Source organism: Paenibacillus sp. DMB5, from assembly GCF_001517085.1.
Lineage (GTDB): Bacteria > Bacillota > Bacilli > Paenibacillales > Paenibacillaceae > Paenibacillus_AQ.
This window is the reverse complement of record NZ_LRAC01000163.1, coordinates 90,445-116,660: the sequence shown is the minus strand read 5'-3', so window position 1 is coordinate 116,660 and position 26,216 is coordinate 90,445. Positions and strand designations below refer to the sequence as shown.

The 26,216-nt window shown below is 53.0% G+C and carries 20 protein-coding genes; 15 read left to right on the top strand and 5 right to left on the bottom strand.

Features of this window, described 5'->3' with window-relative positions; all coding sequences use genetic code 11:
* Window positions 1–182: 182 nt before the first annotated feature.
* The 4 genes from AWJ19_RS30310 (at window position 183) to AWJ19_RS30295 (ending at window position 5,303) form a co-directional block, all read left to right on the top strand.
* A complete protein-coding gene (locus AWJ19_RS30310) occupies window positions 183–1,361 on the top strand; it encodes a galactokinase (RefSeq protein WP_068729100.1) in 1,179 nt (392 codons plus the stop codon).
* Window position 1,362: 1 nt separating this feature from the next.
* Window positions 1,363–2,349: a UDP-glucose 4-epimerase GalE gene (gene galE / locus AWJ19_RS30305; RefSeq protein ID WP_068729098.1), complete on the top strand. Its 987-nt coding sequence runs from the start codon at window positions 1,363–1,365 to the stop codon at window positions 2,347–2,349.
* Window positions 2,350–2,394: 45 nt separating this feature from the next.
* A complete protein-coding gene (locus tag AWJ19_RS30300) occupies window positions 2,395–3,975 on the top strand; it encodes a UDP-glucose--hexose-1-phosphate uridylyltransferase (RefSeq protein WP_068729096.1) in 1,581 nt (526 codons plus the stop codon).
* A 164-nt stretch (window positions 3,976–4,139) separates the two neighbouring features.
* Window positions 4,140–5,303 carry an iron-containing alcohol dehydrogenase gene (locus tag AWJ19_RS30295; protein ID WP_068729094.1) on the top strand — a complete coding sequence of 388 codons (1,164 nt, stop codon included), beginning with the start codon at window positions 4,140–4,142 and terminating at the stop codon, window positions 5,301–5,303.
* Window positions 5,304–5,400: 97 nt separating this feature from the next.
* Here the strand turns inward: AWJ19_RS30295 and AWJ19_RS30290 are convergent, their stop codons facing one another.
* Window positions 5,401–6,282, bottom strand: a complete 882-nt coding sequence (locus AWJ19_RS30290) for an aminoglycoside 6-adenylyltransferase (protein WP_082708210.1) — start codon at window positions 6,280–6,282, stop codon at window positions 5,401–5,403.
* 201 nt (window positions 6,283–6,483) lie between these two features.
* On the opposite strand from AWJ19_RS30290, the gene AWJ19_RS30285 reads away from it, so the two are divergent.
* The 11 genes from AWJ19_RS30285 (at window position 6,484) to AWJ19_RS37800 (ending at window position 20,672) form a co-directional block, all read left to right on the top strand.
* Window positions 6,484–7,020: a protease gene (locus AWJ19_RS30285; RefSeq protein WP_068729089.1), complete on the top strand. Its 537-nt coding sequence runs from the start codon at window positions 6,484–6,486 to the stop codon at window positions 7,018–7,020.
* Complete coding sequence (locus tag AWJ19_RS30280) at window positions 7,020–8,549, top strand: flotillin family protein (RefSeq protein WP_068729087.1); 1,530 nt, start codon at window positions 7,020–7,022, stop codon at window positions 8,547–8,549. Before AWJ19_RS30285 ends, AWJ19_RS30280 begins: the two co-directional genes overlap by 1 nt.
* 141 nt (window positions 8,550–8,690) lie before the next feature.
* The gene (locus tag AWJ19_RS30275) at window positions 8,691–9,401 is read left to right on the top strand and encodes an ABC transporter ATP-binding protein (protein ID WP_068729085.1); all 711 of its coding nucleotides are present in this window, start codon (window positions 8,691–8,693) and stop codon (window positions 9,399–9,401) included.
* Window positions 9,394–11,010 (top strand): hypothetical protein, encoded by a 1,617-nt coding sequence (locus AWJ19_RS30270; protein WP_068729083.1) that lies wholly within the window; start codon window positions 9,394–9,396, stop codon window positions 11,008–11,010. The genes AWJ19_RS30275 and AWJ19_RS30270 overlap by 8 nt, the downstream gene beginning before the upstream one ends.
* Window positions 11,011–11,146: 136 nt before the next feature.
* Window positions 11,147–12,016, top strand: a complete 870-nt coding sequence (locus AWJ19_RS30265; RefSeq protein ID WP_068729081.1) for a PRD domain-containing protein — start codon at window positions 11,147–11,149, stop codon at window positions 12,014–12,016.
* Window positions 12,017–12,306: 290 nt separating this feature from the next.
* Entirely contained in the window at window positions 12,307–14,364 is a 2,058-nt protein-coding gene (gene ptsG, locus AWJ19_RS30260) for a glucose-specific PTS transporter subunit IIBC (protein WP_068729079.1), read from the top strand.
* 110 nt (window positions 14,365–14,474) lie between these two features.
* A complete protein-coding gene (locus AWJ19_RS30255; RefSeq protein ID WP_039871440.1) occupies window positions 14,475–14,750 on the top strand; it encodes an HPr family phosphocarrier protein in 276 nt (91 codons plus the stop codon).
* On the top strand, window positions 14,743–16,455 hold the full coding sequence (ptsP, locus tag AWJ19_RS30250) for a phosphoenolpyruvate--protein phosphotransferase (RefSeq protein WP_068729077.1): 1,713 nt from the start codon (window positions 14,743–14,745) through the stop codon (window positions 16,453–16,455). Before AWJ19_RS30255 ends, ptsP begins: the two co-directional genes overlap by 8 nt.
* A gap of 199 nt (window positions 16,456–16,654) precedes the next feature.
* The gene (locus tag AWJ19_RS30245) at window positions 16,655–17,932 is read left to right on the top strand and encodes an MFS transporter (RefSeq protein ID WP_241781941.1); all 1,278 of its coding nucleotides are present in this window, start codon (window positions 16,655–16,657) and stop codon (window positions 17,930–17,932) included.
* Window positions 17,933–18,264: 332 nt separating this feature from the next.
* The gene (gene pulA, locus AWJ19_RS37805; RefSeq protein ID WP_068729073.1) at window positions 18,265–19,680 is read left to right on the top strand and encodes a type I pullulanase; all 1,416 of its coding nucleotides are present in this window, start codon (window positions 18,265–18,267) and stop codon (window positions 19,678–19,680) included.
* A complete protein-coding gene (locus AWJ19_RS37800; protein WP_068729071.1) occupies window positions 19,662–20,672 on the top strand; it encodes an alpha-1,6-glucosidase domain-containing protein in 1,011 nt (336 codons plus the stop codon). Before pulA ends, AWJ19_RS37800 begins: the two co-directional genes overlap by 19 nt.
* A gap of 97 nt (window positions 20,673–20,769) precedes the next feature.
* Here AWJ19_RS37800 and AWJ19_RS30230 read toward each other — a convergent pair whose 3' ends face one another.
* The 4 genes from AWJ19_RS30230 to AWJ19_RS37470 all read right to left on the bottom strand — a co-directional run bounded on the left by AWJ19_RS30230 (window position 20,770) and on the right by AWJ19_RS37470 (window position 26,191).
* Complete coding sequence (locus tag AWJ19_RS30230) at window positions 20,770–22,374, bottom strand: diguanylate cyclase (protein ID WP_068729069.1); 1,605 nt, start codon at window positions 22,372–22,374, stop codon at window positions 20,770–20,772.
* Window positions 22,375–22,851: 477 nt separating this feature from the next.
* Entirely contained in the window at window positions 22,852–24,024 is a 1,173-nt protein-coding gene (locus AWJ19_RS30225) for an ABC transporter permease (protein WP_068729067.1), read from the bottom strand.
* On the bottom strand, window positions 24,024–24,719 hold the full coding sequence (locus tag AWJ19_RS30220) for an ABC transporter ATP-binding protein (RefSeq protein WP_068729065.1): 696 nt from the start codon (window positions 24,717–24,719) through the stop codon (window positions 24,024–24,026). Before AWJ19_RS30220 ends, AWJ19_RS30225 begins: the two co-directional genes overlap by 1 nt.
* Window positions 24,716–26,191 carry an efflux RND transporter periplasmic adaptor subunit gene (locus AWJ19_RS37470; RefSeq protein WP_068729063.1) on the bottom strand — a complete coding sequence of 492 codons (1,476 nt, stop codon included), beginning with the start codon at window positions 26,189–26,191 and terminating at the stop codon, window positions 24,716–24,718. The genes AWJ19_RS30220 and AWJ19_RS37470 overlap by 4 nt, the downstream gene beginning before the upstream one ends.
* Window positions 26,192–26,216: the final 25 nt, after the last annotated feature.

Below are 26,216 nucleotides of genomic sequence, written 5' to 3'. Positions count from 1 at the left end.
CTTCAGAACCTGAAGCCCGGCCTGATCAAAGTATAACGCGCAAAGTCACATTTATCCATACATTACACACATGATTGCATTATCAGGGCAAGTCTGATTTTATTATAATGTAACCATAAAGGACGCAAGTAAAAGAACCTAAGACCAAAGAGTGAAACCAGCGAAAGGATGGAGTGGCATTAATGAGCATACAGGAACTTAACAGCAAATTTATCGAGCAATACGGGGAGAGCACGGAGGAGGCGCGTGTATTCTACGCCCCGGGCCGTGTGAATCTGATCGGCGAGCATCTGGACTACAACGGCGGTTATGTGTTCCCGGCAGCACTGGATTTCGGAACAACCCTGATCGTGCGTCCGCGCAGCGACAGCAAGGTGCAGTTCGCTTCCACGAACTTCCCTTACACAGCTTCCATTGACTACAATGAAATCGGCAAAGCCAAAACCGGCGAATGGGTCGACTACCCTGTCGGCGTTCTGGTTGAGCTGGCCAAAAAGGATCTTCCGCTCTCCGGCGGCTACGACCTGCTGTTCCACGGCGAAATCCCGAACGGCTCCGGCCTTTCATCCTCCGCTTCCATCGAAGTAGTTACAGGCTATGCCTTCCTGTCCCTGCTGGGCGGAGATACCGATACGGTTGAAATTGCCCTCCTGTCCCAGCGTGCCGAGAACCAGTACGTCGGCGTCAACTCGGGGATTATGGACCAGTTCGCAGTAGCTAACGGCAAGCGTGATCATGCGATCCTCCTGATGTGTGACACACTGGAATACAGCCTGGTTCCATTTGCAACCGGGGCCTACAAGCTGGTAATCGGCAATACGAACAAAAAGAGAGGCCTTGTAGACTCCAAATATAACGAGCGCCGCAGCCAATGTGAAGAAGCGCTGGCGATCCTGAAGCAGGAAGTGCCTTCCCTGTCTTATCTGGCAGAGATGAAGCCGGAGCAGTTCGAGCTTCATCAGCACAAAATCGCTGATGAGACTGTACGGCGCCGGGCCCGCCACGTTGTGGAAGAAAACCAGCGTGTGCTTGACTCTGTAGAAGTGCTGAAGAACAACGATCTGAAGCAGTTCGGGCTGTTCATGAACGACTCCCACGTGTCGCTTCGCGACCTGTACGAAGTGAGCTGCGATGAGCTGGATGTAATGGTAGAAGAAGCACAGCGCATTCCAGGCACACTGGGCTCCCGGATGACCGGTGCGGGCTTTGGCGGATGTACAGTATCACTGGTTCATGAAGATGATGTAGAACGCTTCATCCGTGAGGTAGGCGAAGCTTACAAAGCAAGAACCGGCCTGACCGGCGAGTTTTATGTATGCGGCATCGGCAATGGTGTAGAAGAATTGGAAGGAGTGAAGTAAGATGGCAATTTTAGTAACAGGCGGAGCAGGGTATATCGGGTCCCATACGGTAGCGGAGCTGCTGGACCGGGGTGAAGAGGTTGTAATCATTGACAATCTGCTGACCGGGCACCGAGAGGCGCTGCTGGGCGGCAAGCTGTATGAGGGTGATCTGCGTGACAAAGAGCTCCTGGCAAAGCTTTTCTCCGAAAATAAAATTGAAGCAGTCATCCATTTCGCAGCCAGCTCCCTTGTCGGCGAGAGCATGAAAGACCCTGTTAAATACTACGACAATAACGTGTACGGTACGCAGTGTCTTCTGGAAGCCATGCAGCATGCGGGTGTAGACAAAATCGTCTTTTCCTCCACAGCGGCAACCTACGGCGAACCTGAGAAGGTGCCGATTGAAGAAAGCGACCGGACCGAGCCGGCGAATGTCTATGGTGAAACCAAGCTGACCATGGAGCGCATGATGGCCTGGTTCGACAAAGTGCTGGGCATCAAGTATGTGGCCCTCCGCTACTTCAACGCAGCCGGCGCACATGCCAGCGGCAAGATCGGTGAAGACCACCGTCCGGAGAGCCATCTCGTTCCGCTGGTGCTGCAGACCGCTCTTGGACAGCGCGAGAGCATTGCAGTGTTCGGTGACGACTATCCGACAGAAGACGGAACCTGTGTCCGTGACTATATCCATGTCAGCGATCTGGCTGACGCCCATATCCGCGCGGTAACCTACCTGCGCAGCGGCAGTGCCAGCAATGTCTTCAACCTCGGCAACGGACTTGGCTTCTCGGTGAAGCAGGTCATTGAATCGGCCCGCAAGGTGACCGGCCGGGACATTCCGGTTGTGATCCAGGAACGCCGCGCCGGTGACCCGGCAGTGCTGGTGGCTTCCTCGGCCAAAGCACGGTCGGTGCTGGGCTGGAATCCACAGAAGGCAGACATTGAAGAAATTATCCAGAGCGCCTGGAACTGGCATTCCGCCAATCCGCAAGGCTACGGAGAATAATACAGACAAGAGGCTACACCTGAATAAGGAGAATGGAGAGTTAACATGTCTAACGATAATACTGCCGCTCCCGCCGCAGAGAAGGCTCTGTATGCCATCGAACAGCTTGTCCTGTTCGCACAGCACCAGCAGCTGATCCAGCCGGCGGATGTGGATTACAGCCGCAACGAGCTGCTGGACCAGTTTGGCTTCAGCGAGCCGTATGCCGGAGCATTCAATGAAGCTCCGCTGGAAAGTCCGCAGACTCTGCTTGATGCACTGATTGACTACGGCTTCTCGATCGGCCTCATTCCTGAGAACACCGACACGTACCGCGACCTGCTGGATGCCAAAATTATGGGTCTGCTGATGGCCCGGCCGTCTGAGGTCAATGCCGAGTTCAAGAGCCTTGCCGCTGAGCAGGGAATTGCAGCAGCTACTGACCGCTTCTACAAGCTCAGCATTGATTCCAATTATATCCGGATGGACCGTGTCGCCAAGAACGTCTATTGGCTTCAGGATTCGCCATACGGCGATATCGAGATGACGATCAACCTGTCCAAGCCGGAGAAAAGTCCGAAGGAAATCGCGATGGCCCGGCTGCTTCCGCCGCCGGTTTATCCGAAATGCCAGCTCTGCCGCGAGAATGTCGGCTATGCCGGCCGGGTCAACCATCCGCCGCGCCAGAACCTGCGCATTATTCCGCTCGAGCTGAATAACGAGAAATGGTTCTTCCAGTACTCGCCGTACGTGTACTACAACGAGCACTGCATCGTGTTCCATCACGATCATGTGCCGATGAAGCTGACGAAGGATACGCTGAAGCGGCTGCTCTCTTTTGTAGAGTCGTTCCCGCATTATTTCATCGGCTCCAATGCCGATCTGCCGATTGTCGGCGGGTCCATCCTGACCCACGATCATTTCCAAGGCGGACGGCATACATTCCCGATCCAGAAAGCGCCTAAGGAGGACAGCTACACTCATCCTGCTTATCCCGGCGTTAGCCTGAGCATCGTGAAATGGCCGATGTCCGTGCTGCGTCTTGGCGGCAATGATCCGGCCGTGCTGCTGGAATGCGGAAACGCGCTGTATGAGGCCTGGAAGGGCTACAGCGATCCTGAAGCCGATGTACTGGCATTCAGCGACGTTGAAGGCGTACAGACACCGCACAACACGGTTACACCGATCGTGCGCCGGTCGGAAGACGGCGGCTTCGAGATGGATCTGGTGCTGCGCAACAACCGGACCAGCGAGGAGTATCCGGAAGGAATCTTCCATCCGCACCGTGAGATGCACCATATCAAGAAGGAGAATATCGGCCTGATTGAGGTTATGGGTCTGGCGATTCTTCCTGGACGCCTGAAGGAAGAGCTTGACGCTGTGGCCGGTATCCTGGCCGGAGATCAGGCGCTGCTTGAGGCGGTCAAGACAGAGGAAGGGCATGCGCTGGCGCTGCACGCCTTCTGGATTGACGAGCTGGTGGAACGTTTCGGCACAGGGCTTGCCCGTGAAGAAGCAGTCAAAACAGTCCAGAACGAGGTGGGCATCAAGTTCACACATATTCTGGAGCATGCCGGAGTGTACAAACGGACACCGGAAGGCCAGGCAGCATTCCGCCGGTTCGTTCAGAGCTTTGGTGCACAATAAATACAAGCATACCGGAATGTCCCGGCCTCTGATGGCGCGGGGCATTTCTTTATCCTGTACCGGAAGAGAAAAGATTCCAGTCCGGATTTGTATGCGGCCCGCCGGAGGTCTATAATATAATCCTGCATCCTATATTTGAATTAAATTAATGGAGGTTAAGACATATGCGCAAGTTTGAATTTTATAATCCGACCAAACTGATTTTTGGACAAGGTACGCTGCAGGCACTGCGGACGGAAGTGCCGAAGTACGGCAAGAATGTCCTGCTGATGTACGGGGGCGGCAGCATCAAGCGCAGCGGTCTTTATGATAATGTGCTTGCCGAGCTGAGCGCAGCCGGTGCTGTTGTTACAGAGCTGGCCGGTGTTGAGCCTAATCCGCGTCTGACGACTGTACATAAAGGCGTGGAGCTGTGCCGCGAGCACAACATTGAGCTTATTCTTGCTGTGGGCGGCGGAAGTGTGCTGGACTGCGCCAAGGCTGTAGCTGTCGGGGCAAAGTACGACGGGGATATGTGGGATTTCGTGGAGCGCAAGGCGGCTCCGCAGGATGCCCTTCCCCTGGGTACAGTGCTGACTATGGCAGCAACGGGCTCGGAAATGAACAACGGCTCGGTAATCACCAACGAAGTTACCAAGGAAAAAATGGGCTGGGGCAGCGTTCACGCCTATCCGGCATTCTCGATTCTTGATCCTGTGAACACCTTCTCCCTGCCGCGCGACCAGACAGTATACGGGATGGTGGACATCATGTCCCATACCCTTGAGCATTACTTCCACACCGACACCAACACGCCGCTGCAGGACGGCTTCTGCGAAGCGCTGCTGCGCACCGTCATCGAAGCGGCTCCGAAGCTGATCGAGGATCTGGAGAATTATGAGCTGCGTGAGACGATTATGTACTGTGGTACGATGGCGCTGAACGGCATGGTCAGCATGGGCTTCGCCGGAGACTGGGCCACGCACAATATCGAGCATGCTGTATCCGCCGTTTATGACATCCCGCATGGCGGCGGTCTGGCGATCCTGTTCCCGCAGTGGATGAAATATAACCTCAGCACCAACCCTGCCCGCTTCCGCCAGCTTGCCGTAAATGTATTCGGAGTGGATGCTTCCGGCAAAACCGACGAGGAAGCCGGACTTGAGGGCATTGAAGCACTCCGCAGCTTCTGGGATTCCATCGGCGCACCGAAGACGCTCGGCGATTACGACATCGACGACAGTGAAATCGGCAGCATGGCCGACAAGGCGGTCCGCTTCGGGCCGTTCGGCAACTTCCGCAAGCTGGACCGTGAGGATGTTGTAGAAATTTATAAGATGTCACTGTAAGAGCTGTCTTAACTCTCTTGCATTTGTCAGTGAAAAGGGGTGTCCCCTGGCCGTATCAATGGCCAGGGACACCCCTTGTTTATTGCGCTATAAGATATTACCAGATGTCTTCGGCATCCGCCGGCAATTCCCTGACCTGCTGCAGGTAAGCCGTCATATTCCTGTCCTCATGATCAGGATAAGTATAGGACAGCTTCGCTGCCACCTCTGCGGCGAGTGTCCGGAACAGCCCGCAGGCAGTAAATACAGCATCCCAGAAATGGTCGGGATTGCCGTCAGAATAAGTCTGTTCATACATTTCCCAGTACTGCGGCGGAAGCAGGCGTTTGAAGTATTTGCCCATTTTACCTGCGGAAATGCTGAAATCATGCCGGGTGCCGATCCACCAGGAGATCATGGTATCCAGCTCATCCCTTACATAATGCTCGAACATGTGCTTGGCATAGGGCAGCTCGTCGCGCCAGAGGCCTTTGGCCACATTTTGCAGACACCACCAGAATTCATTACAGGAACCCAGGTAACGCGCTTCCGATGGTCTTTTTACCCAGTAATCCATATCGGTTGGCGCCTCAGCCGGAGGCAGAATGCCGTCCTTATCCAGCAGAGGAACGGTGAGCTTATCAGCAAGGTATTCGTCCGATACGGCATCTCTGGAGAGCAGGGTAAGATCGATACGGTTGCCGTCACGGAAGAGCATCAGGTAAGCGTATCTGCGGCTGACATCGATTACACTGCCGGGAAACCAGTCATTTTGGTCCGGCTCCTGCATAATCAGCAGTTCACCGAATCTGCCGGTCCAGCCCCTGTCCTTTAGAAAAGATTCCGTCTCTGTTACCACGTATACAATATCGTAATCCTGAAAAATATCCTTCGGCGCATTCACGTTTGTTCTCGAACCGTTCATATAGACTGCCCGGATACGCTCATCCGCAGCTGCGGTTTCCACAATCAGACTCATCATTTCCTGCTGATTTCTCATCGCCATTTCCCCTTCTTTATTGTAAAAAAGTTCCGATTCACGCTCCTATAAGTGTATCATAGAGACAGGCGGATGACATCAGGGCGCACGCTTACATGAACCATTAATGAGATAAAAATCCAAGTATGTGAAACCAAGGACATGCTTTGTGCGTTTATATTGGTATGACAGTCCGTAACTACATGACGGGAGGAGAAAATTATGCAAACGCTATACTTGGGCTGTTTGGCGCTGGGCGTAATTTTTGCGGTGGTTAGTGTGCTGGTGGGGGATCTGATCGGGAATGCCCTGCACGGGTTATTTGATATCGTTTCATTTGATTTTCTGAACCCTACGGTACTCGCAGGCGGCATCACCGTCTTCGGGGGGGCTGGTGTTCTGCTGACACGCTACAGCGGGCTGGAAGACGGCGCAATTCTTGCCTTGTCCCTGCTGATAGCAGCCTTTATGGCAGTACTCCTGTTCCTTGCAGTCATCAAGCCTATGGATAAAAGCGAGGTGTCCACTGGCTTCTCGATGCAGGATCTGCCCGGCAGGATCGGAGAAATTACCGTTCCGGTTCCCGCGGCAGGCTACGGCGAAGTGATGGTGAAGTTCGGCGCAGGCAACAGCCTGCATACGGCAGCGAGCTTTGAACAGATGTCCCTGCCTGCCGGCAGCAAGGTGGTAGTGATTGAAGTAAGGGAAGGCGTCGCGCTGGTATCTGAATTTGAAGAGAGAAAAGGAGCGGATGTGTAATGTTCGGTGTACCTGATTATTTGTTTATTCCTGCAGTAGTTGTAGCTGTGCTGTTCGTTCTGGGGATTGCGTTCTGGGCCCGCTATAAGACAGTCGGACCGGATGAAGGGATGATTGTTACCGGTTCATTCCTCGGCAAAAATCACATTTCCGATGACGGCTCCGGCCGCAAGATCAAGATTGTACGCGGCGGCGGCGCCTTTATCCTGCCTGTGTTCCAGAAGGCCGAATTCATGTCGTTGCTCTCCCACAAGCTTGATGTAACAACGCCTGAAGTGTATACGGAGCAAGGCGTTCCGGTTATTGCGGACGGTGTGGCGATTATCAAGGTCGGCAGCTCGACCGAGGATGTCGCGACGGCCGCCGAGCAGTTCATGGGCAAGCCGATTGAAGCACTCAAGAGTGAGGCCCAGGAAGTGCTGGAGGGCCATCTGCGGGCCATTCTCGGCTCGATGACCGTTGAAGAGGTATACCGTAACCGTGACCGGTTTGCCCAGGAGGTACAAGGAGTTGCAGCGCGTGATCTGAAGAAAATGGGGCTGCAGATCGTTTCATTCACGATCAAGGATGTGCGTGACAAGCACGGATATCTGGAAGCGCTCGGGAAACCGCGGATTGCGGCAGTGAAGCGCGATGCGGAAATTGCCGAAGCCGAAGCGATGCGGGATGCGCGGATTCAGAAGGCCAATGCCGAGGAGCAGGGGCAGAAGGCGGAGCTGCTGCGTGATACGAACATTGCCGAAGCGTCCAAGGACAATCAGCTGAAGGTTGCCGCGTTTAAGCGCGATCAGGATACAGCCAAGGCGGAAGCCGACCAGGCGTATCACATTCAGGAAGCCCGGGCCAAGCAGACGGTGGTCGAGGAGCAGATGAAGGTTGAGCTGGTCCGCAAGGAGCGCGAAATCGACCTCCAGGCCAAAGAGATCCAGGTCCGTGAGAAGCAGTATGATGCCGAAGTGAAGAAGAAAGCGGAAGCTGACCGCTACGCTGTAGAGCAGGCGGCAGAAGCAGATAAAGCGAGACGGATGCGCGAAGCGGACGCCCTGCAGTACAGCATCGAGAAGCAGGCGCAGGCGACCTCGGAGCAGAAGCGGCTTGAAGGCCAGGCGATGGCCGATGCCGAGCTGGCCAAAGGTAAAGCGGAAGCCGAAGTTATCCGGGCGCGCGGTCTTGCCGAAGCGGAAGCCAAGGAGAAGCTGGCCGAGGCATTCCAGAAATTCGGCGAAGCGGCGGTGCTCGACATCATCGTCAAGATGCTGCCTGAGCTGGCCGGCAAGGTTGCCGAGCCGATCGCTTCCATCGACAAGCTCACTGTTGTCGATACCGGCAATGGCGAAGGGGCTGCCCGGGTCAGCAATTATGTGACCCAGCTGATGTCCACGGCACCGGAAATGCTCAAGAGCGTCTCCGGCATTGATGTAGAGGCGCTGATCAAAGGGCTGACCCAGAAATCCGTACCGGCATCGGGGGGAAGCCCGGTTCAAGTGGTGCCGGCCAGCCCCGCAGCAGTTAAAGAGCATAAGGAGTAAGCTTCACAGGCTCTGCCTGTGAAGGGATCATACCAGACTGTGCAAGCTTTTCACGCATGACAGCATTCAGGAATCAGCACGTCTCTAATCCGGGAAGACGTGCTGATTTCTTGATAGCGGTACCGACTGGGGGAGAACGGAATGGAGCTCATACTGGACAACATCAGGAAAAGCTACAACGATAAACAAGTGCTGAAAGGCGTCGATTTCACATTTGAAAAAGGAAAAATATATGGCCTCCTGGGCCGTAACGGGGCAGGTAAAACCTCACTGTTCAACTGTCTGAGCGGTGAGGTCCGGATGGACAGCGGCGGGGCCTTCCTTAAGAGGAATGAGGTCAGTCTGCCGCTCACCGAAAATGAGATCGGATATGTCTTCTCCCTGCCGATTCTGCCGGAGTTTCTGACCGGTTATGAGTTTGTGAAATTCTATATGGACATCAACCGGGATAAAATTCAGCCCGGACGGACTGTCGAGGATTATTTTAATATTATCTCTTTTGAGGAAGAGGACCGCCACAGGCTGATTAAAGGCTATTCCCACGGGATGAAGAACAAAATCCAGATGCTGTGCTTCATTATCACCCGGCCGCCGCTGATTCTGCTGGACGAGCCGCTGACCTCGTTCGATGTCGTTGTGGCGCTTGAGATCAAGAAGCTGCTGCGGGAGATGAAGCAGGATCATATTATTATTTTCTCTACTCATATTCTGCAGCTTGCCGCAGACCTGTGTGATGAGCTGGTCATTCTGAACAACGGTATCCTTCAGGAAATCCCGGCAGACCTGCTGCGCAGCCCGGAATTTGAGGAGAAGATTATCGCGCTGCTGAAGGACGGGAACAGCCATGCTTAGCACACTTAATACGATTATGGACATCCGGGGTGTATCCGGCGCCAACCGGATCATGTACTATTTCATGAGAATCCCCTGGCTGGGCACCCTGATGAAAGATAACGTATATTCCAACCGGACGCTCAAAAAGTCTTTCACGATCGCAGCGCTTATCCTGCGGATTCTGTACGGCTTTCTGACCAGATTTGCTTATCTGGGTCTGATTATCTATCTGCCGGTATCACTTGCCGGCGGTGACCTGACGCAGCCGCAGCAATACAATTTATATCTGCACATCCTGCTTCTGCTGAGTTTTGGGGTCAGCGCGGTGTCAAACGCAGTTATTCTGGAGCCTAAGCGCGACAAGTATATCTGTGTCAAGCTGATGCGCATGCCTGCCGACAAGTATATGCATGCGGTGATGGGACTCAGGGGCGTAAGCTTTTTTATTTATTTTGTGCCGGCGATGATGGTGTTTGCAGGTCTCTACGGTGCTCCGCTCTGGCATGGGCTTCTGCTGGCACTTCTGCTGACCTTTTGGCGTACAGCCGCTGAAGCGGTGCATTTGCGTATTTTTGACCGTAAGGAGATTGTAGTCGTTAAACAGAACGTGCTGGTCTGGTCGGTAATCGGAGCCGGATATCTGCTTGCTTTTCTGCCGCTCTATACAGGCAGTGCGCTGCTGGACATGGATGCTGTGCTGTTCAGTCTGCCTGCAGTTCTGGCAGCGCTGCTGCCGGGAATCATTGCCGCCGTTTATATTGCGAGATACCCGAGGTACCGCAGTGCGGTAGATGCCGTAACCGAAATAGATGACCCGCTGCTGGATATGGGACGCATGATGAAAGAGGCCAATCTGAAGCAGGTTGAAACCAAGGAACAGGATTTCTCGGCTGATCAGCTGCGGCCGGAGCAGTTCGCCGGAAAGAGCGGTTATGCTTACTTGAATGCGATTTTCTTTTCCCGGCACAGGCGGTTTCTGGTGCAGCCGATTCAGCGCCGGCTGATGATCATTGGCGTGCTTTTTGCCATAGGACTGCTGCTGCAGCTGGTCGCACCGGAGCTGTCTTCCCGGCTGGCCAGTTATTTGGTCAGGGCTTTGCCTGTGTTTGTCATCGTGATGAACTTTACCTCAATTGGAGAGCTGGTCTGCAAAGCGATGTTCTTCAACTGCGACCTTAGTCTGCTGCGTTATGGTTTTTATCGTGACCGCTCAGCTATTCTGAGCAATTTCCGCGTCCGGCTGCTGCGGATCAGCGGTCTTAATCTGATTCCGGCTGCGGCGATCTGTATAGCAATGAACCTGCTGATTTTCCTGTCCGCTGAAAGCTGGAGTGCAGCAGATTCGCTTATTTACAGCGCGACAGTGCTGGGACTTTCTCTCTTTTTCTCCGTCCACCATTTGTTTATGTACTATATCTTTCAGCCCTACAGCACCGAATTAAATGTGAAAAATCCGTTTTTCAGCATAGTCAACAGCATCATTATGGGTGTGGCAGTAATCAGTATGCAGTTTAAGGGCGCCCCGGGACAATTTGCGATGCTGGTGCTTCTGGCTGCTGCTGTTTATATGGTCATTGCACTTTTCCTGGTCTACAAATATTCATACAAAACCTTCCGGGTCAAATAAATGCTGCTTTCGAGACGCTCTTCTAATAACCTCATGTTGATGTTATGATGGTACCTCAAGTATAATTTACGCATGCTGCTAAGACAGACGGCTGCTTTGAAGCAACAGGTATTCAGAATTAAAAGAGGTGTCGGAATTGGGCAGCATAACTGTAGCCAAGGTACTCAATAACAATGTTATCATTGCCCAGCACCCCCAGTATGCCGAGGTAGTTGTAATCGGCAAAGGGATCGGGTATAACCGTAAAAGCCGTGATCAAATCACTCTGTCCTCTGTAGAGAAGATGTTTATTCTCCGCAACCAGGAAGAGCAGGAACAATATAAGCAACTGGTCCCCCAGGTGGACGAGAAACTGATAGAGGTTGTGCAGGAAATCGTTCTGCATATTATGCAGAGCAGCAACCAGCCCCTGAACGAGCATATCCATATTGCCCTGACTGACCATATTTCCTTTGCCATCCGGCGCAATGAACAGAATATCGCCATTCATAACCCTTTTCTGTATGAGACAAAAGAGATCTATCCGGAAGAATACAGGCTGGCCGAATATGCGGTTGAACGGATTAACGAGACGATGGCTGTCACGCTTCCTCCGGATGAGATCGGTTTCGTGGCGCTGCATATCGTCAGTGCGCTCAGTAACAGGCATATCTCCGAGGTGCGCGAGCATTCTCTGCTGATCGGGGATCTGGTGGCGATTGTGGAGGATAATCTGGATTACCGGATTCCGCGGGATTCGCTGGATTATTCGCGTCTGGTTACCCATCTGCGGTTCGTACTGGAACGGCTGCGCCGCGGGGAAACGGTTCGGGAGACATCTTCTCTGGATAATCTGATGAAACGGGAATACCCGGAGATGTATTCACTGTCCTGGAAGCTGACCAAGATTATCGAGCAGCGGGTCCGCATTCCTGTATATCCGGCGGAGGTCAGCTATTTAACGATCCATCTGCAGCGTCTTGCCCAGAAAAAAGAGGATGAGGCGGATATGGAGCAGCAACGGTAACCCTTGATGCTTTTAAAATTTATAATTGGATGCATAAAAATGAAGTGCACCAAATTTGCGCTTGCTTTCTTTTATTATCGGTGCTAAACTAATCCCTGTTAAGAAAGACCAACAGAATACCAACGTGTAACTGATACGATCAGGCATGAGTGATTTACAGTATTTATGGTTGTAATCCCCTAACTCGGGGTAATCTAACTTTAGCGTTAGATGACAACCTATATGCTGTATTGCTCATGCCTTTTTTGGCATTTTGTCTGGTGAGAAAATCATATTAAGGAAGTGAACCTATGTTCAAGAAGTTGTTTGGCGTTTTGCAGCGGGTCGGTAAAGCGCTTATGCTTCCTGTAGCCATTCTGCCTGCGGCAGGTCTGCTGCTCGGGATCGGCAACATGCTTGTTAATCCTGATTTCCTCCAATACGTTCCGGCTTTGGAGAACGATGTTGTTCAAGCCATTGCCAATGTATTAATGAACTCGGGACAGATTGTCTTCAGTAACCTGTCGCTTCTGTTCGCAGTTGGGGTAGCCATCGGGCTGGCCGGCGGCGAAGGGGTAGCAGGGCTTGCAGCTATTATCGGTTTCCTGGTCATGAACGTGACTATGGGGACCGTGCTCGGGATCAATGAGTGGGTGCTGAGCAAGCAGGACTTTGCGTATGCTAGTGTTTTGGGGATTCCAACACTGCAGACTGGTGTGTTCGGCGGTATACTCGTCGGGATACTCGCGGCGTCTATGTACAAGCGGTTCTTCCGTATAGAGCTGCCATCTTATCTGGGTTTCTTTGCAGGTAAACGGTTTGTGCCGATTATGACGGCTGTTACCTCGCTGATCCTCGGTCTTGCACTGACGATCATCTGGCCGCCGATCCAGCACGGCCTGAACTACGTATCACAGAGCATGATCAATACGAATCTGACGCTGTCAGCCTTCATCTTCGGGGTGATCGAGCGTTCCCTGATTCCGTTTGGTCTGCACCACATCTTCTACTCGCCGTTCTGGTATGAATTCGGCAGCTATATCGATAAAGCGGGTGAACTGGTCCGCGGTGACCAGCGGATCTTCATGCAGCAGCTTCGTGATGGTGTGGAATTCACAGCGGGTACTTTCACTACTGGTAAATATCCGTTTATGATGTTCGGACTGCCGGCAGCAGCGCTGGCGATTTATCATGAAGCCAGACCTGAGAACAAAAAGATTGTCGGAAGCTTGATGGTTTCTGCAGCGCTCACTTCATTCCTGACAGGGATTACCGAGCCGCTTGAATTCTCGTTCCTGTTCGTAGCACCACTGCTGTTTGCGGTGCATGCGGTATTCGCAGGCCTTTCCTTTATGACCATGCACATCCTGAACGTCAAAATCGGGATGACTTTCTCCGGCGGTTTCATCGACTATGTCCTGTTCGGGATTATACCGAACCGTACTGCCTGGTGGCTGGTAATTCCGGTAGGTCTGGTAATCGCGGTAATCTACTACTTCGGATTCCGTTTCGTCATCCGCAAGTTCAATCTTAGAACCCCGGGACGTGAAGAGCCTTCCGAGGGGACAGAAGAAACAAGCGGAGAAGCTGTTTCAACAAGCGGAGACGATCTGCCGCGCAACATTCTGGCAGCACTGGGCGGTAAAGAGAACATTGCTCACCTGGATGCATGTATTACGCGTCTGCGGGTTGAGGTTAAAGATAAAGCAGGCGTGGACAAGAACCGCCTGAAGAAGCTGGGGGCCTCCGGGGTGCTTGAAGTCGGAAATAACGTCCAGGCGATCTTCGGAACACGTTCCGATACTATCAAGTCGCAGATTCAGGATGTTATGAACGGCAGAACCCCTGCCGCAGCACCGGTTGCTCCGCAGCCTGAGCTTGAACAGCACGCCGGAGAAGAGGGTAAAGCGATCGTCCCAGAGGATATCGTATCTCCGGTTAACGGCGAGCTGATGGATATCACCCAGGTGCCGGATGCGGTCTTCTCGCAGAAGATGACAGGTGACGGCTTCGCCTTCCTGTCCGCTGACGGTAAAATTGCTTCACCGGTCTACGGTAAGGTATTCAATGTATTCCCGAGCAAGCATGCGATCGGCATTATGTCGGACGGCGGCAAGGAAGTGCTTGTACACATCGGCGTTAATACAGTGAAGCTGAAGGGCCAGGGCTTTACAGTGCTTGTCGAGGAAGGCGATCTGGTTGCTGCCGGACAGCCGATTATGGAAGTGGATCTGGAGTACGTGAAAGCCAATGCGCCTTCCGTCATTTCACCGGTCATCTTCTCCAATCTGCCGGAAGGTTCAACAGTAACCCTGAAGAAGCCTGGCAAGGTTGCCATTGGCGATAAGGACATCATCACCATCCAGTAAAATGTGCAATGGCGCAGCGCATCCATTATAATTTAGTGGAGGCGCTGCCCTCACATATAGATAAGCAACATACAACCATACCAAATAAACAGAAAGCGAGTTGGATTATTATGCAAAAAACTTTCAAAATTGTTGATGAAGATGGAATTCACGCACGTCCAGCAACTGCACTGGTAAATACAGCAACTAAATTCAAAGGCACTGAAGCATTTGCAGAAGCAAAAGGCAAAAAGGTAACCCTGAAATCTATCCTTGGCGTATTGTCCCTGGGCCTTGAAGCAGGCGACACACTGACCCTGATCACTGAAGGCGGCGAAGAAGCAGAAGCACTCAGCGCATTGCAGGATGTAATGATCAAAGAAGGGCTGGGAGAAATTAATGAGTAAAATTTCAGGAATCGCGGCTTCAGCAGGTATTGCCGTAGCCCGTGCATTTATCCTGGAACATCCGGACTATACCATTACCAAGACTTCAATAAGTGATGTGGAAGCCGAGCTGGCCAAGCTGCAGGCCGCCCTGGATAAATCCAAGGGTGAGCTGCTGGCCATCAAGGAGCGCACACTTGCAGAGCTGGGCGAGAAGAAAGCGGAGATATTTGAATCTCACCTGCTGATTCTTGAAGATCCTGAACTGATCAGCCCGGTAATGGACAAAATCCGTGAAGAAGCGGTTAATGCAGACTATGCGCTAAATGAAGTTGCTTCACAATTTGTATCGATGTTCGAGAATATGAAGAGTGCCTACCTCCAGGAACGTGCTGCCGACATGCGCGATGTAACTAAGCGCGTGCTGAACCACCTGCTGGGCATTCACTATATCAGCCCTGCCGAGATCAGTGAAGAGGTTATCGTTATTGCACAGGACCTGACACCTTCAGATACTGCGCAGCTGAACCGTAATTTTGTTAAAGGCTTCACTACCAATATCGGCGGACGTACTTCACATTCGGCGATTATGGCCCGTTCCCTGGAAATTCCGGCGGTTGTCGGCACCAAAAATGTGCTGTCGCTGGTTAAAGCAGGCGATCTGGTTATCGTTGACGGTTTGAGCGGCGACGTGCTGATCAACCCTAGCGAGGCTGAAGTGGCTGAGTACAAGACGAAGCAGGAAGCATACGACCTGCAAATCGCCGAGTGGAAAAAGCTGCGCGATGAAGCAACCGTATCTGCTGACGGTAAGCATGTCGAGCTGGCTGCCAACATTGGTACGCCTAACGATGTTGCCGGTGTTATCGAGAACGGCGGCGAGGGCGTAGGTCTGTACCGTACCGAATTCCTCTACATGGGCCGTGACAAGCTGCCTTCCGAGGAAGTACAGTACAATGCGTACCGCACCGTGCTTGAGAACATGAACGGCAAGCCGGTCGTTGTCCGCACGCTCGATATCGGCGGTGACAAGGAGCTGCCTTACCTGGATCTGCCGAAGGAAATGAATCCGTTCCTCGGATTCCGGGCAATCCGTCTCTGTCTGGACCGTCAGGATATTTTCCGCACACAGCTGCGCGCCCTGCTCAGAGCAAGCGCACACGGTGACCTGCGGATTATGTTCCCGATGATCGCTACCCTTGGCGAATTCCGTGCAGCCCGTGACCTCCTGCTTGAGGAGAAAGCGAAGCTGCGTGAGGAAGGCAAGGAAGTGTCCGACAACATCCAGCTCGGTATTATGGTAGAGATTCCTTCTACTGCTGTGCTGGCTGACCAGTTCGCGAAGGAAGTTGATTTCTTCAGTATCGGAACAAATGACCTTATTCAATATACAATGGCTGCCGACCGTATGAATGAGCAGGTATCCTACCTGTATCAGCCTTACAATCCGGCAATTCTGCGTCTGGTCAAAATCGTAATCGACGCGGCACATGCTGAAGGCAAATGGACCGGCATGTGCGGCGAAATGGCTGGTGACTCCACCGCGATTCCGCTTCTGCTGGGACTTGGTCTTGATGAATTCAGCATGAGCGCCACTTCCATCCTGCCGGCCCGCAGCCAGATTTCCAAGCTGTCTGCTGCTGAAATGAAGGAAATGGCTGCTAAAGCGCTGCAGCTCGGCACGGCCGAGGAAGTAGCTGCACTTGTACAGAGCAGCGTGAAGTAACTCTTTTTTAACCTTAAGCAAGATCCGTTTTGGCAAGTTCACTTTTCCAACTACTTTATGCCGGTCTCCTGACAAGGGGGCCGGTTTTTTGCTGTTCCATAAGCTGTCCACAAAGAGACAATCCGCAAGTACGGAACAGCAGCAACGAACAGGGTTCCGTATACTTAGAGCACATTCCTTAGGAAAAGGCGGAACTCTTGTGCGAAAATTACAGGCTTCTCAAATGTACCTGCTGCTCGTATTCACTATGGCATTTGCAAGCAGCACTATATTCACTACTTACAGCATTTATTATGTGACTGAGCTCGGGCTCCGTCCGTTTGAGCTGCTGCTGATCGGAACTGTGCTGGAAATCACAGTGCTTGTCTTTGAGGGAATTACCGGTGCGGTTGCCGATTTATACAGCCGCAGACTGTCCGTAATCATAGGCGTGACGGTCATGGGCTGCGGCTTCCTGCTGGAGGGAAGCATTGTCTGGTTTACGGGCCTGGGGACTGACGTGCCGGCCGTTGCATGGGTAATGGCCGCTCAGCTGCTGTTCGGGCTCGGCTGGACCTTTGTCAGCGGCGCGGACACCGCCTGGATTATGGATGAGCTGGGGGATGGAAAAGCCGGGAACCTTTTCATGCGTGCGGAAAAGGCTTCTCTTGCCGCCTCCCTTCTCGGTGCCGGAACCAGTGTGGGGTTATCGCTTGCAGCACCGAACCTGCCCTACATCGCCGGAGGTTTAATATATCTCATGCTGGGGCTTGTCCTGTCCCTCCTGATGAAGGAAACAGGCTTCGTCAGGGGGGAGCGGGAAGCAGAAGCTGCTTCGTTCAAGGCATGGGCGCGTACCTGGCAGAGCGGTGCTGCAGTCCTGATCAACAGTCCGGTGCTGCTCCTGCTGGCTGTGGTAACCCTGTTCAGCGGGGCAGCCTCCGAAGGCTATGACCGGTTATGGCAAATCCACTTAATAGAAGGAATCGGGTTTCCGGACAGTGTGATCTCCATGGCAGTGTGGTTCGGAATCATCAGCGCCTCTTCTACGCTGCTGGCAATACCTGCCGTGCATATGGCTGAACGCAGGATAGATATGCACAAGGAGAAGGTGCTCACGGCAGCTTTGCTGATGCTGACGCTGGTACGCATCGGGGCAATTCTGCTGCTTGCACTCGCACCGGGCTTTTATGAGGCAGTGGCTGCAGTGCTGCTTCTTGCGGTGGCAGGCGCTGTTAATGAGCCGATATACAAAACCTGGCTGAACCTTAGACTGGAGAGCAGGACACGGGCAACCGTATTGTCTCTGATCAGCCAGTCTGACGCGCTTGGACAGACAGCCGGCGGACCGGCAGTCGGTTATATCGGCAGCAGGTTCTCTATCAGAGCTTCATTGCTGGCGGCTGCTGCATTGCTGTTTCCGGTCGCCGTTTTGTTCGCCAGAGTGCAGCGCAAACACAGGCAGAGCCGGCCAGTATCTGCTGAATCAGACAGATAACAGCATTTTACTGTAGCCCTGTGGCGAATTATAGACTATACTTCCGTTAGATTGGCCTCCTTTGCTTTTTATCTTAAATAAATGCCATAAATTGTCGATATATGTTGTATAGGCAGCAGAATAGGCTGCTGGACCCAAACCTGTGAACATAGTGTTACATATACTATTTTGAGCCAAGTTATTAGCTTGAACTCAGGAATCAGGCACCGCTACACCCCGCTTGCAAATCAGTGCAAGTATGATTTTAAAATGATGTGGTAATAGTTGGAATTAAGTAAGGTGATCCGTTCACCGGTAAAATCCATGGTGGGCATTAGGATGGTGAGGATGTTATGAACAGTAACTATATGAATGCAGAGACAGTGCTCGAAACCTATGCAGGCAGTGATCTTGGCCTGACCTATACCGCAGCATACAGCCAGTTTAAGGTGTGGGCTCCAACGGCGTTTACCGTTTCACTCGTAGTATACGAGACTGGAGGGAACGGGACCGGATCGCCGGCGATATTCAAGAGGGACAGCGGACGGATTGTTCCGATGCAGCGCGGGGATGACGGCGTTTGGCAGGTACAGGTTACCGGGGATTTGAAGGGCAAATATTATATGTACCGTACGATCTTTGAGGATGGAACGATCAATGAAGCCGCGGACCCTTATGCAACCGCTGTTTCGGCCAACGGGCTGCGTTCGGCAATTGTGGACCTGCGTGATACGGATCCGGAAGGCTGGAGCGGGGATAAGTCACCACAGCTCCTGCATCCGGCAGACGCTGTCATCTATGAGCTGCATGTGCGCGATTTCTCGGCTCATGCAAGCTCGGGGATAATAAATAAGGGCAAGTTCAAGGCTTTTACCGAAACCGGTCTGCGTGATGCGACCGGAAATCCGCTGGGCATTGACCATCTGGCTGAACTTGGCATAACCCATGTACATCTGCTGCCGGTCTTTGATTACCAGACGGTTGATGAGCTGAATGGTGCAGGAGAGGGGCCGCGTCCGGATTATTATACGGATTATAACTGGGGCTACGACCCTCAGCATTACAATGTGCCTGAAGGCTCGTACAGCACGAATCCAAGCGATCCCGAAGCGCGCATCCGCGAATGCAAGGAAATGGTGCAGGCACTGCACAGCAAAGGCATTGCGGTGATTATGGATGTAGTCTACAACCATACTTATGGATTCGAGAAGGGGCCGTTTGAACCGCTGGTACCGGATTATTTCTACCGCCGGGACTACCTGGGACGGTTATCGAACGGTTCGGGTGTCGGCAATGAGCTTGCCACCGAGCGGCCGATGGTCCGCAAATTTATTAAGGATTCTCTGGCCTACTGGGCTTCTGAATATCATATCGACGGCTTCCGCTTCGATCTGATGGGGCTGATGGACAGCGTGACAATCCGGGAGATTACGGAGGAGCTGCGGCTTAACATTAACCCGAATCTGCTGATTTACGGAGAGCCCTGGACAGGCGGAGATTCCCCTCTGGCTGCCAAGACGCTCAAAGGCGTGCAGCGCGGCAAAGGTTATGCGGTATTCAATGATAACTTCCGCTCGGCAATCAAAGGTGATAGTGACGGCTGGGGCAGAGGATTCGTAACCGGCGAGTATGGCAAGGAGGGAGCGATAGCCTCCGGAATCAAAGGTGCGATTCATGATTTTACCGATTCACCGGTTGAGACGGTCAATTATGCGACTGCCATGATAATCTTAACCTGTGGGATAAAATATTGGCTTCCCAGGGTCTGAAGCAGGCAGCCGGCCTGCCGGAGCTGGAGAACGGAAGGCTGAAATACGGGGGATCTCTGGAGGAGGCTGTCGGTGCAGCCGATCCGTATTTTGCAGTCGATCCGCAGAATATTCTCCGTAATGAGACGGTGCGGCGCTCGCTGCTGGCTAACGGCCTGATCCTTACCTCTCAGGGCATACCCTTTCTTCATGCCGGTGATGAAATGCTGCGCAGCAAATACGGCGATCATAACAGCTACCGCAGCCCGGATGTCATTAATGCGATCCGCTGGGACCGGAAGCAGGCATTTATACCGGTGTTCCAGTATTACAAGGGCCTGATTGAGCTGCGCCGCAAGCATCCCGCTTTCCGTCTGCACGGTCGCCAGGAAATCGAACGTTCCCTTGAATTCCTCCGCTGCGACAGCGGTGTAGTGTCTTATATGCTGAAGGATAATGCAGGCGGCGATGTCTGGAACAATATCGTCGTTATCTTCAATGCCAATACGGAGACTATTACGCAGAGCCTGCCTAATACCGGCGGCTGCTGGAACATTGTGGTGGATCACAGCTATGCCGGAACAGAAGCCTTCCGGATTGCCGATAACCAGGAGGTTCAGGTTGAAGGCCTGTCAATGATGGTTCTCTATGACAGCTATGGTGAGCCTGCCCCAAGATCAAAAATCATTGAAGTCCATTATGACCGCCCTGACGGCGATTACCGCGGCTGGAATCTGTGGGTCTGGGGTACAGGCATACAGGACGGCCAGTGTGATTTCAGGCAGATGGAGAACGGGCGGGCTGTAGCCCGGATTGAAGCTGAAATAGGCGTGCAGTCCGTCGGCTATATTCTCAGACTGAATGACTGGGAAGAAAAATCGGCGGACGGCGACCGGTTCATTGACTGCTCCGGCAGCGAAAAGCTGATCAAGGTGCTGGTGCGGGAACGCCGGCCGGCCAGCCCCGGCAATGCCCATGATCCTCTGAAGCTGAGCAGTGGTCACACTGCTTAGAGGACTCAGCAGCCAGCAAGTCATTTCTGTTATATACCAAAAAGGCGCCCCTGCCGTTTCCGGCTTGAGGGGCGCCTTTTTGGTATACGCAGGTGCTCTATTTAGTCTGATCTGACACTTCCTCGTCGACCAGCTCATTGTACAGGCTGGCTTCGTTACCGCCACGATTTTTGGAGCGGTACATCGCCAGATCGGCTGCGCGGAGCAGCTCGTTAATGCTGGAGCCGTGCTGCGGATACAAGGCTACCCCGATGCTGGCTGAAGTGTGGAAGCTGGACCCGTTGTTCACCGACCATGTCTTGTTGAATAATTGCAGCAGCCTCTGCAGGATTTCATCCAGCATTTCGGGACTGGTGAACCGGTGCAGCACTACGGCAAATTCATCGCCGCCGATGCGGAAAGCCTGGCCGGTCCCCTTGACGGTCTGCTGCAGCTCGCGGGACAACAGCTGCAGGAACTCATCGCCGGCCAGATGGCCCAGGGTGTCGTTCAGCTGTTTGAACCGGTCGCAATCGAGCAGTGCCAGCGCAATTTCCTGTCTGCGCTCCTCCGGCTGGGTGATCAGGTTTTCCATATACATTTTGAAATGAGCCCGGTTCGGGATCGCCGTCAGATGATCGTAGAAGGCCAGCTTGTGCAGCCGTTCCTCATATTGCTTACGCTGCGTAATTTCCCGGGAGATCAGCATGAACTGGGCCGGGAAAACCTTGCTCCCGCTGATTGGCGATACCTTCGTCTCAAGCCATACCCAGTGTCCTTCCGAGGAGCGCATGCGCAGCTCGGAGATGCGGGGGCTGCCCTGTACAGCGCTTTTCAGCTTGGCCCAGGATATCTCCGCCTCGCGGATATAATTGGTGAGCGGAGAGCCTTTCTCCGGAACATAACCAAGCACGCCGGCATGTGAAGGCGAAGCATACAGGATCAGGCCGTTGGGATCGGTCAGAATAATGAAATCCGACATCGTTTCACCGATCAGCTGATACAGCGATTTTTCCTCCAGCATCTGGTTCTGCAGTGAAATCAGCTTGCGGCAGAGGTAGATAATGACCAGGATGAGTAGAAACAGGAACAGGGAGTAAACGGCAAAGAGAGCGCTCTTTTTCTCCCGGAATTCCAGGGTAATCTGCTGGGCGTAATTGCCGATCAGGTTTTCTGCCTCGTCCAGGCTGCTGCGCGTCTCCGCTAACTGGGTATTAATAAGAGTGGCAGAATAGCTGTCCGGCTTCCAGTCACTTTGTACCCGCCGGGAAATGAGATCACGGCCTGTGTCCTTCCAGGTCTCCAGGGAACTCTCGAAGCTTGCAAGCTTTTCCTTTAAATCACTCAGCAGAAGCTCGCTTTGCTTCATGCCGCTGTACGGATTGTCCAGGTTGTTAATATTATAGCTGGCCATAGTAAGGCGCTGCCGGATCTGCGAGTTGTTGTCTTCAAAATCCTGGGCGAACAGGCTGCGCTGCTCACTTGTAATGTTCGGGCTCATTGCCGCCAGAAGGGAGACTGCACCCTGGTAAAGGTCGCGGTCAGCGTTCAGAATCAGCTCCGAGTTCTGGTATACGTCACTGTACAGGGAATCTGAAAGCCTATTCATTGTAGCATTCAAGTACAGCAGGGAAGCAGTACTGATAACGACCAGAAGCACCGGGATAGCGGCAAATACAATAATCAATCTGCGTGTGTTGTTATTCTTGGATAAACCTGCCACTGTCATCCTCTCCCCGCATCAAACTTAAAAACTCATTGCTGTGTACAGAAAACATGCGGTGCTGTTCCACTGCGGAGCTAGCCCTTCAGGGAATGGAGGAGGGGTCATTCAAAAGTCACAGGAAAGCTTAGCTTCCGTACGATTAACGATTCTTCTCATCCGTCAGATTACCCGCTTCAACTGCCAAATGGGGCGGAATGTCTGCAGGCAGCATATGTATCACGATAACGTCTTACAACCGGAAATATGCGGAATTCCGGGGTTTCCGGAACTGCATACAACCGGCAAAGGGGAACGTATAAACAAATCTTACAACAAATTTTAAAATTATGTATTGAACCCTACAGACTATTTCTATTCCGGCCCTTGAATCCTATTACCCATCTTTTCTGTAAACGATACTCCTTCAGGCAGATAAAAAAAATCCGCAAAGCCAAGTTCAGGGGCTTTACGGATTGTGTACAGTATACGCCGGGGTTAATCGTTGCGGAGCGCATAGATCGGGCGCATTCTTGCCGCTTTGTTCGCAGGAATCATTCCGAACACGATTCCGATGATCAGCGAGAACGAGAAGGAGATCAGAACCATGTTCCAGGATGTCGCTACATTCATCGAGGTATAATTGCCTACCGCCCAGCTGGCTCCAAGACCCAGTCCGACACCGATCAGACCGCCCAAGCCGCTTAATACGACAGACTCGATCATGAACTGCATGAGAATGTTTATTTTCTTGGCGCCGATGGCTTTACGGATACCGATCTCACGGGTCCGCTCATTCACGGAGACAATCATAATGTTCATGATGCCAATACCGCCGACAAACAGGGAAATACCGGCAATCCCGCCAAGGGCGAGCGAAAGCGTGGCACTGGTTTCGTTAACGGTCTCCAGCATCTCCTGGGAATCAAAGACAGAGTAGGCATTCTCCGCCGAACTGAATTTGGCGTCCAGGGTGGATTCCAGCTTGGTTTTGACTTCCTCGACGTTCCCGTTGGAGGTCGTGGTAATAGTAATGGAGCGTACCCCTTTGCTCTGCAGGAACCGTTCTGCCGTGGAGATTGGAATCAGAATCTTCTCGTCACTGGAGCCGCCGCTGGTGCTGCCCTTGCTCTCCAGCAGGCCAACGATTTTGAAGCTCGTCCCGTTAAGCTGTATTCTTTCACCGACCGGGCTGTCAGTGCCGAATAAATCCTCAGCCGTGTCTGAACCGATTAAGGCAACCTTCTGGCGGTACTCGGTATCAATATCGAGCAGGAAGCGGCCGGACTGTACATGGAAATTCTGTACATCCTCATAGGCAGGCGTAATGCCTTCTACTGATACCGAGACGTTTTCGGTTCCGTGCTTGGCAGTAACATTGCCGCTGATGACAGGAGAGACATTCTCCACGCCTTCAATCTCTCCAAGGGCAAGCGCCTCCTCGTAGGTCAGGGAGGTGGTTGCCCCCCGTCCCATAATGCTAACTGTCAGCTGGTTAGTCCCCAGAGAGCTTAACGATTCCGTAATTTGTGAAGTCGTTCCCTGCCCTACAGAAACAAGTGCAATAACGGATGAAACCCCGATAATGATTCCAAGCATGGTCAGAAAAGCTCTCACTTTACTGCTGAGGATGCTCTTTATGGCCATTTTCATACTCTGATACAGCATCATTATCTGGCAATCCTCCGATCTTCAACGAGGCTGCCATCCTGGATGCGGATGATCCGTTTGGCCTGTTCGGCAATTTCGAGGTCATGTGTGATCAGGATGATGGTGTGTCCCTGCTCATTCAGCTCTTTAATCATCTGAAGAACTTCCTTGCCTGTTCTGGAATCAAGGGCACCGGTCGGCTCATCTGCCAGCAGGATCGGCGGGGTTCCGGCCAGTGCCCGGGCAATGGCGACACGCTGCTGCTGGCCGCCCGACAGCTCTGAGGGCCGGTGGTCGATCCGTTCTTCAAGGCCGACCCTGATCAATGCATTACGGGCAACCTCCCGGCGTTCCCGGTGGGAGACCCCCCGGTAAATTAAGGGAAGCTCCACATTTTCTACTGCCGACAGCTTGGGCAGAAGGTTAAAGTTCTGAAAGATAAAGCCGATTTTTTCATTGCGGATCTGGGCCAGCTTATTGTCCGACAATTTACGGACTTCCTGCCCATCCAGAAAATAATCACCTTCGTTGGCTATATCAAGGCAGCCCAGCATATTCATCAATGTGGATTTGCCGGAGCCGGAAGGGCCGATAATCGCCACGAATTCCCCGTGTTCAACCGTAAAGCTGAGGCCTTTGAGAATGGTCATGGATTCACCGGCCATGACGTACCGGTGAATCATGTTCTCGACCTTAATCAGCGGCTGCGTACTCATTGACGGCCACCGCCCATGCCGCTGCCGCCGCCGGATGGCGGGCCGCCTGTGCCGCCGCTAAAGCCGCCGCCGCTGAAGCCGCCTGTACTGAAACCGCCCATACCTCCCATGCCGCCCATCTGGGACTGTCCGCTGCTAGTGGAGCTGCCTGTGCTGATAACGGTCGGGATAACTACTTCATCGCCTTCGGACAGTCCGCTGACGATTTCAATGTTGCTCTCATCATGTATGCCGACGGTGACCTCAACCCGCTTCTGGCCGGAAGCTGTGCTTGAGCTGCTGCTTCTGCCGCCCATTTGCGCGCCGCCCGGGAAGCCGCCGCTTGGAGCGCCGCTCGGGAAGGTGCCTCCGCGGCCTTCACTGCCCCGGCCCTGCCAGCCGGAAGCGCTGCCGGCCGGAGCTTCACCGCCAGAAGCCTGTCCGCCAGCTGCACCGCCGCCAGAAGCCTGTCCGCCAGCTGCACCGCCGGCAGGAGCATCGCCGCCGGGCATTTGCCCGCCAGCTGTATCACTTGCTGCGCCGGTTTCACTGCCGTCACCTTCCGTTACTGGAACATTAACGTAATATTTTCCATTCATCTCGGATACGGCTTCGATCGGTACGGTTAATACATCGTTCTTCTCTTCAATGGTAATAGCCACCTCGGCAGACATTCCGACCAGTACACCTTCTGATTTATTCAGACCTACGGTCACATCAAAGAGGGAGACGCCATTGGAGGAGGTGCCTTCTTTGGCGATCTCAATGACTTTACCGTCAAACTCCTGGTCCTCCAGGGCATCGAGTGTAATGGTCGCAGACTGGTCAAGCTTAATATTCGGAATGTCCAGTTCGTCCACTTGAACAGTAACGCTGAGGTTTTCGTAATCGGTCATGGTGAACAGCTCCGAGCCGTTCTGGGCTTGTTCGCCGTCCGTAATATTGACTGCTGTAATCGTGCCGTCCATCGGAGCGGTCAACGGGCCTTGAGGAAGCATATCCTCCTCAAGGTCGGCGATGGATTCCTGCTGATCGGCTATATCGCTTTCCGCTTTTTCGATCGCTTTTTTGGCTGAAGCCAGCTCTTCCTCCGTAGCATTGTTCATCGCCAGCGTTTTGTAATTTTCCTGTTTGTCCGTAAGGTCCGTCTTCAGGCTGGTCAATGATTTCTCGGCTTCTTTCATTTTATCGCTCATGTCGCTGGCTACAAAAGTGATCAGAACATCGCCTTTTTTAACGACGTCGCCTTTAACCACCATAACCTGATCGACTTCCCCGGCTTCCTTGGTCCGGATGCTGCCGGTATTAATCGGTGATACCGAGCCGGAGCCTGACACTGCGTTAAGGATGTTGCCTTTTGCCACAATGGCGGTATTCAGAGGAGCCGCACTGGCCTCCTTGCCGGCATCCGGCCACAGCACATAGGCCAGCACGCCTGCGATCGCCACTACCGCGATGCTTGACGAAATAATCACTGTCTTTTTCTTATTCATTCGAGGTCCTCCATCTTGCTCCATA

Bases quoted from the DNA above. Each gene is read 5' to 3' on its own strand.
- AWJ19_RS30290 (WP_082708210.1), bottom strand. From the start codon at position 6,282: ATGAGAAATCAGCAGGAAATGATGAGTCTGATTGTGGAAACCGCAGCT.
- AWJ19_RS30220 (WP_068729065.1), bottom strand. From the start codon at position 24,719: ATGAGTACGCAGCCGCTGATTAAGGTCGAGAACATGATTCACCGGTAC.
- AWJ19_RS30225 (WP_068729067.1), bottom strand. From the start codon at position 24,024: ATGATGCTGTATCAGAGTATGAAAATGGCCATAAAGAGCATCCTCAGC.
- AWJ19_RS30310 (WP_068729100.1), top strand. From the start codon at position 183: ATGAGCATACAGGAACTTAACAGCAAATTTATCGAGCAATACGGGGAG.
- AWJ19_RS30285 (WP_068729089.1), top strand. From the start codon at position 6,484: ATGCAAACGCTATACTTGGGCTGTTTGGCGCTGGGCGTAATTTTTGCG.
- AWJ19_RS30280 (WP_068729087.1), top strand. From the start codon at position 7,020: ATGTTCGGTGTACCTGATTATTTGTTTATTCCTGCAGTAGTTGTAGCT.
- AWJ19_RS30275 (WP_068729085.1), top strand. From the start codon at position 8,691: ATGGAGCTCATACTGGACAACATCAGGAAAAGCTACAACGATAAACAA.
- ptsP (WP_068729077.1), top strand. From the start codon at position 14,743: ATGAGTAAAATTTCAGGAATCGCGGCTTCAGCAGGTATTGCCGTAGCC.
- AWJ19_RS30295 (WP_068729094.1), top strand. From the start codon at position 4,140: ATGCGCAAGTTTGAATTTTATAATCCGACCAAACTGATTTTTGGACAA.
- ptsG (WP_068729079.1), top strand. From the start codon at position 12,307: ATGTTCAAGAAGTTGTTTGGCGTTTTGCAGCGGGTCGGTAAAGCGCTT.
- galE (WP_068729098.1), top strand. From the start codon at position 1,363: ATGGCAATTTTAGTAACAGGCGGAGCAGGGTATATCGGGTCCCATACG.
- AWJ19_RS30270 (WP_068729083.1), top strand. From the start codon at position 9,394: ATGCTTAGCACACTTAATACGATTATGGACATCCGGGGTGTATCCGGC.
- AWJ19_RS37470 (WP_068729063.1), bottom strand. From the start codon at position 26,191: ATGAATAAGAAAAAGACAGTGATTATTTCGTCAAGCATCGCGGTAGTG.
- AWJ19_RS30255 (WP_039871440.1), top strand. From the start codon at position 14,475: ATGCAAAAAACTTTCAAAATTGTTGATGAAGATGGAATTCACGCACGT.
- AWJ19_RS30300 (WP_068729096.1), top strand. From the start codon at position 2,395: ATGTCTAACGATAATACTGCCGCTCCCGCCGCAGAGAAGGCTCTGTAT.
- pulA (WP_068729073.1), top strand. From the start codon at position 18,265: ATGAACAGTAACTATATGAATGCAGAGACAGTGCTCGAAACCTATGCA.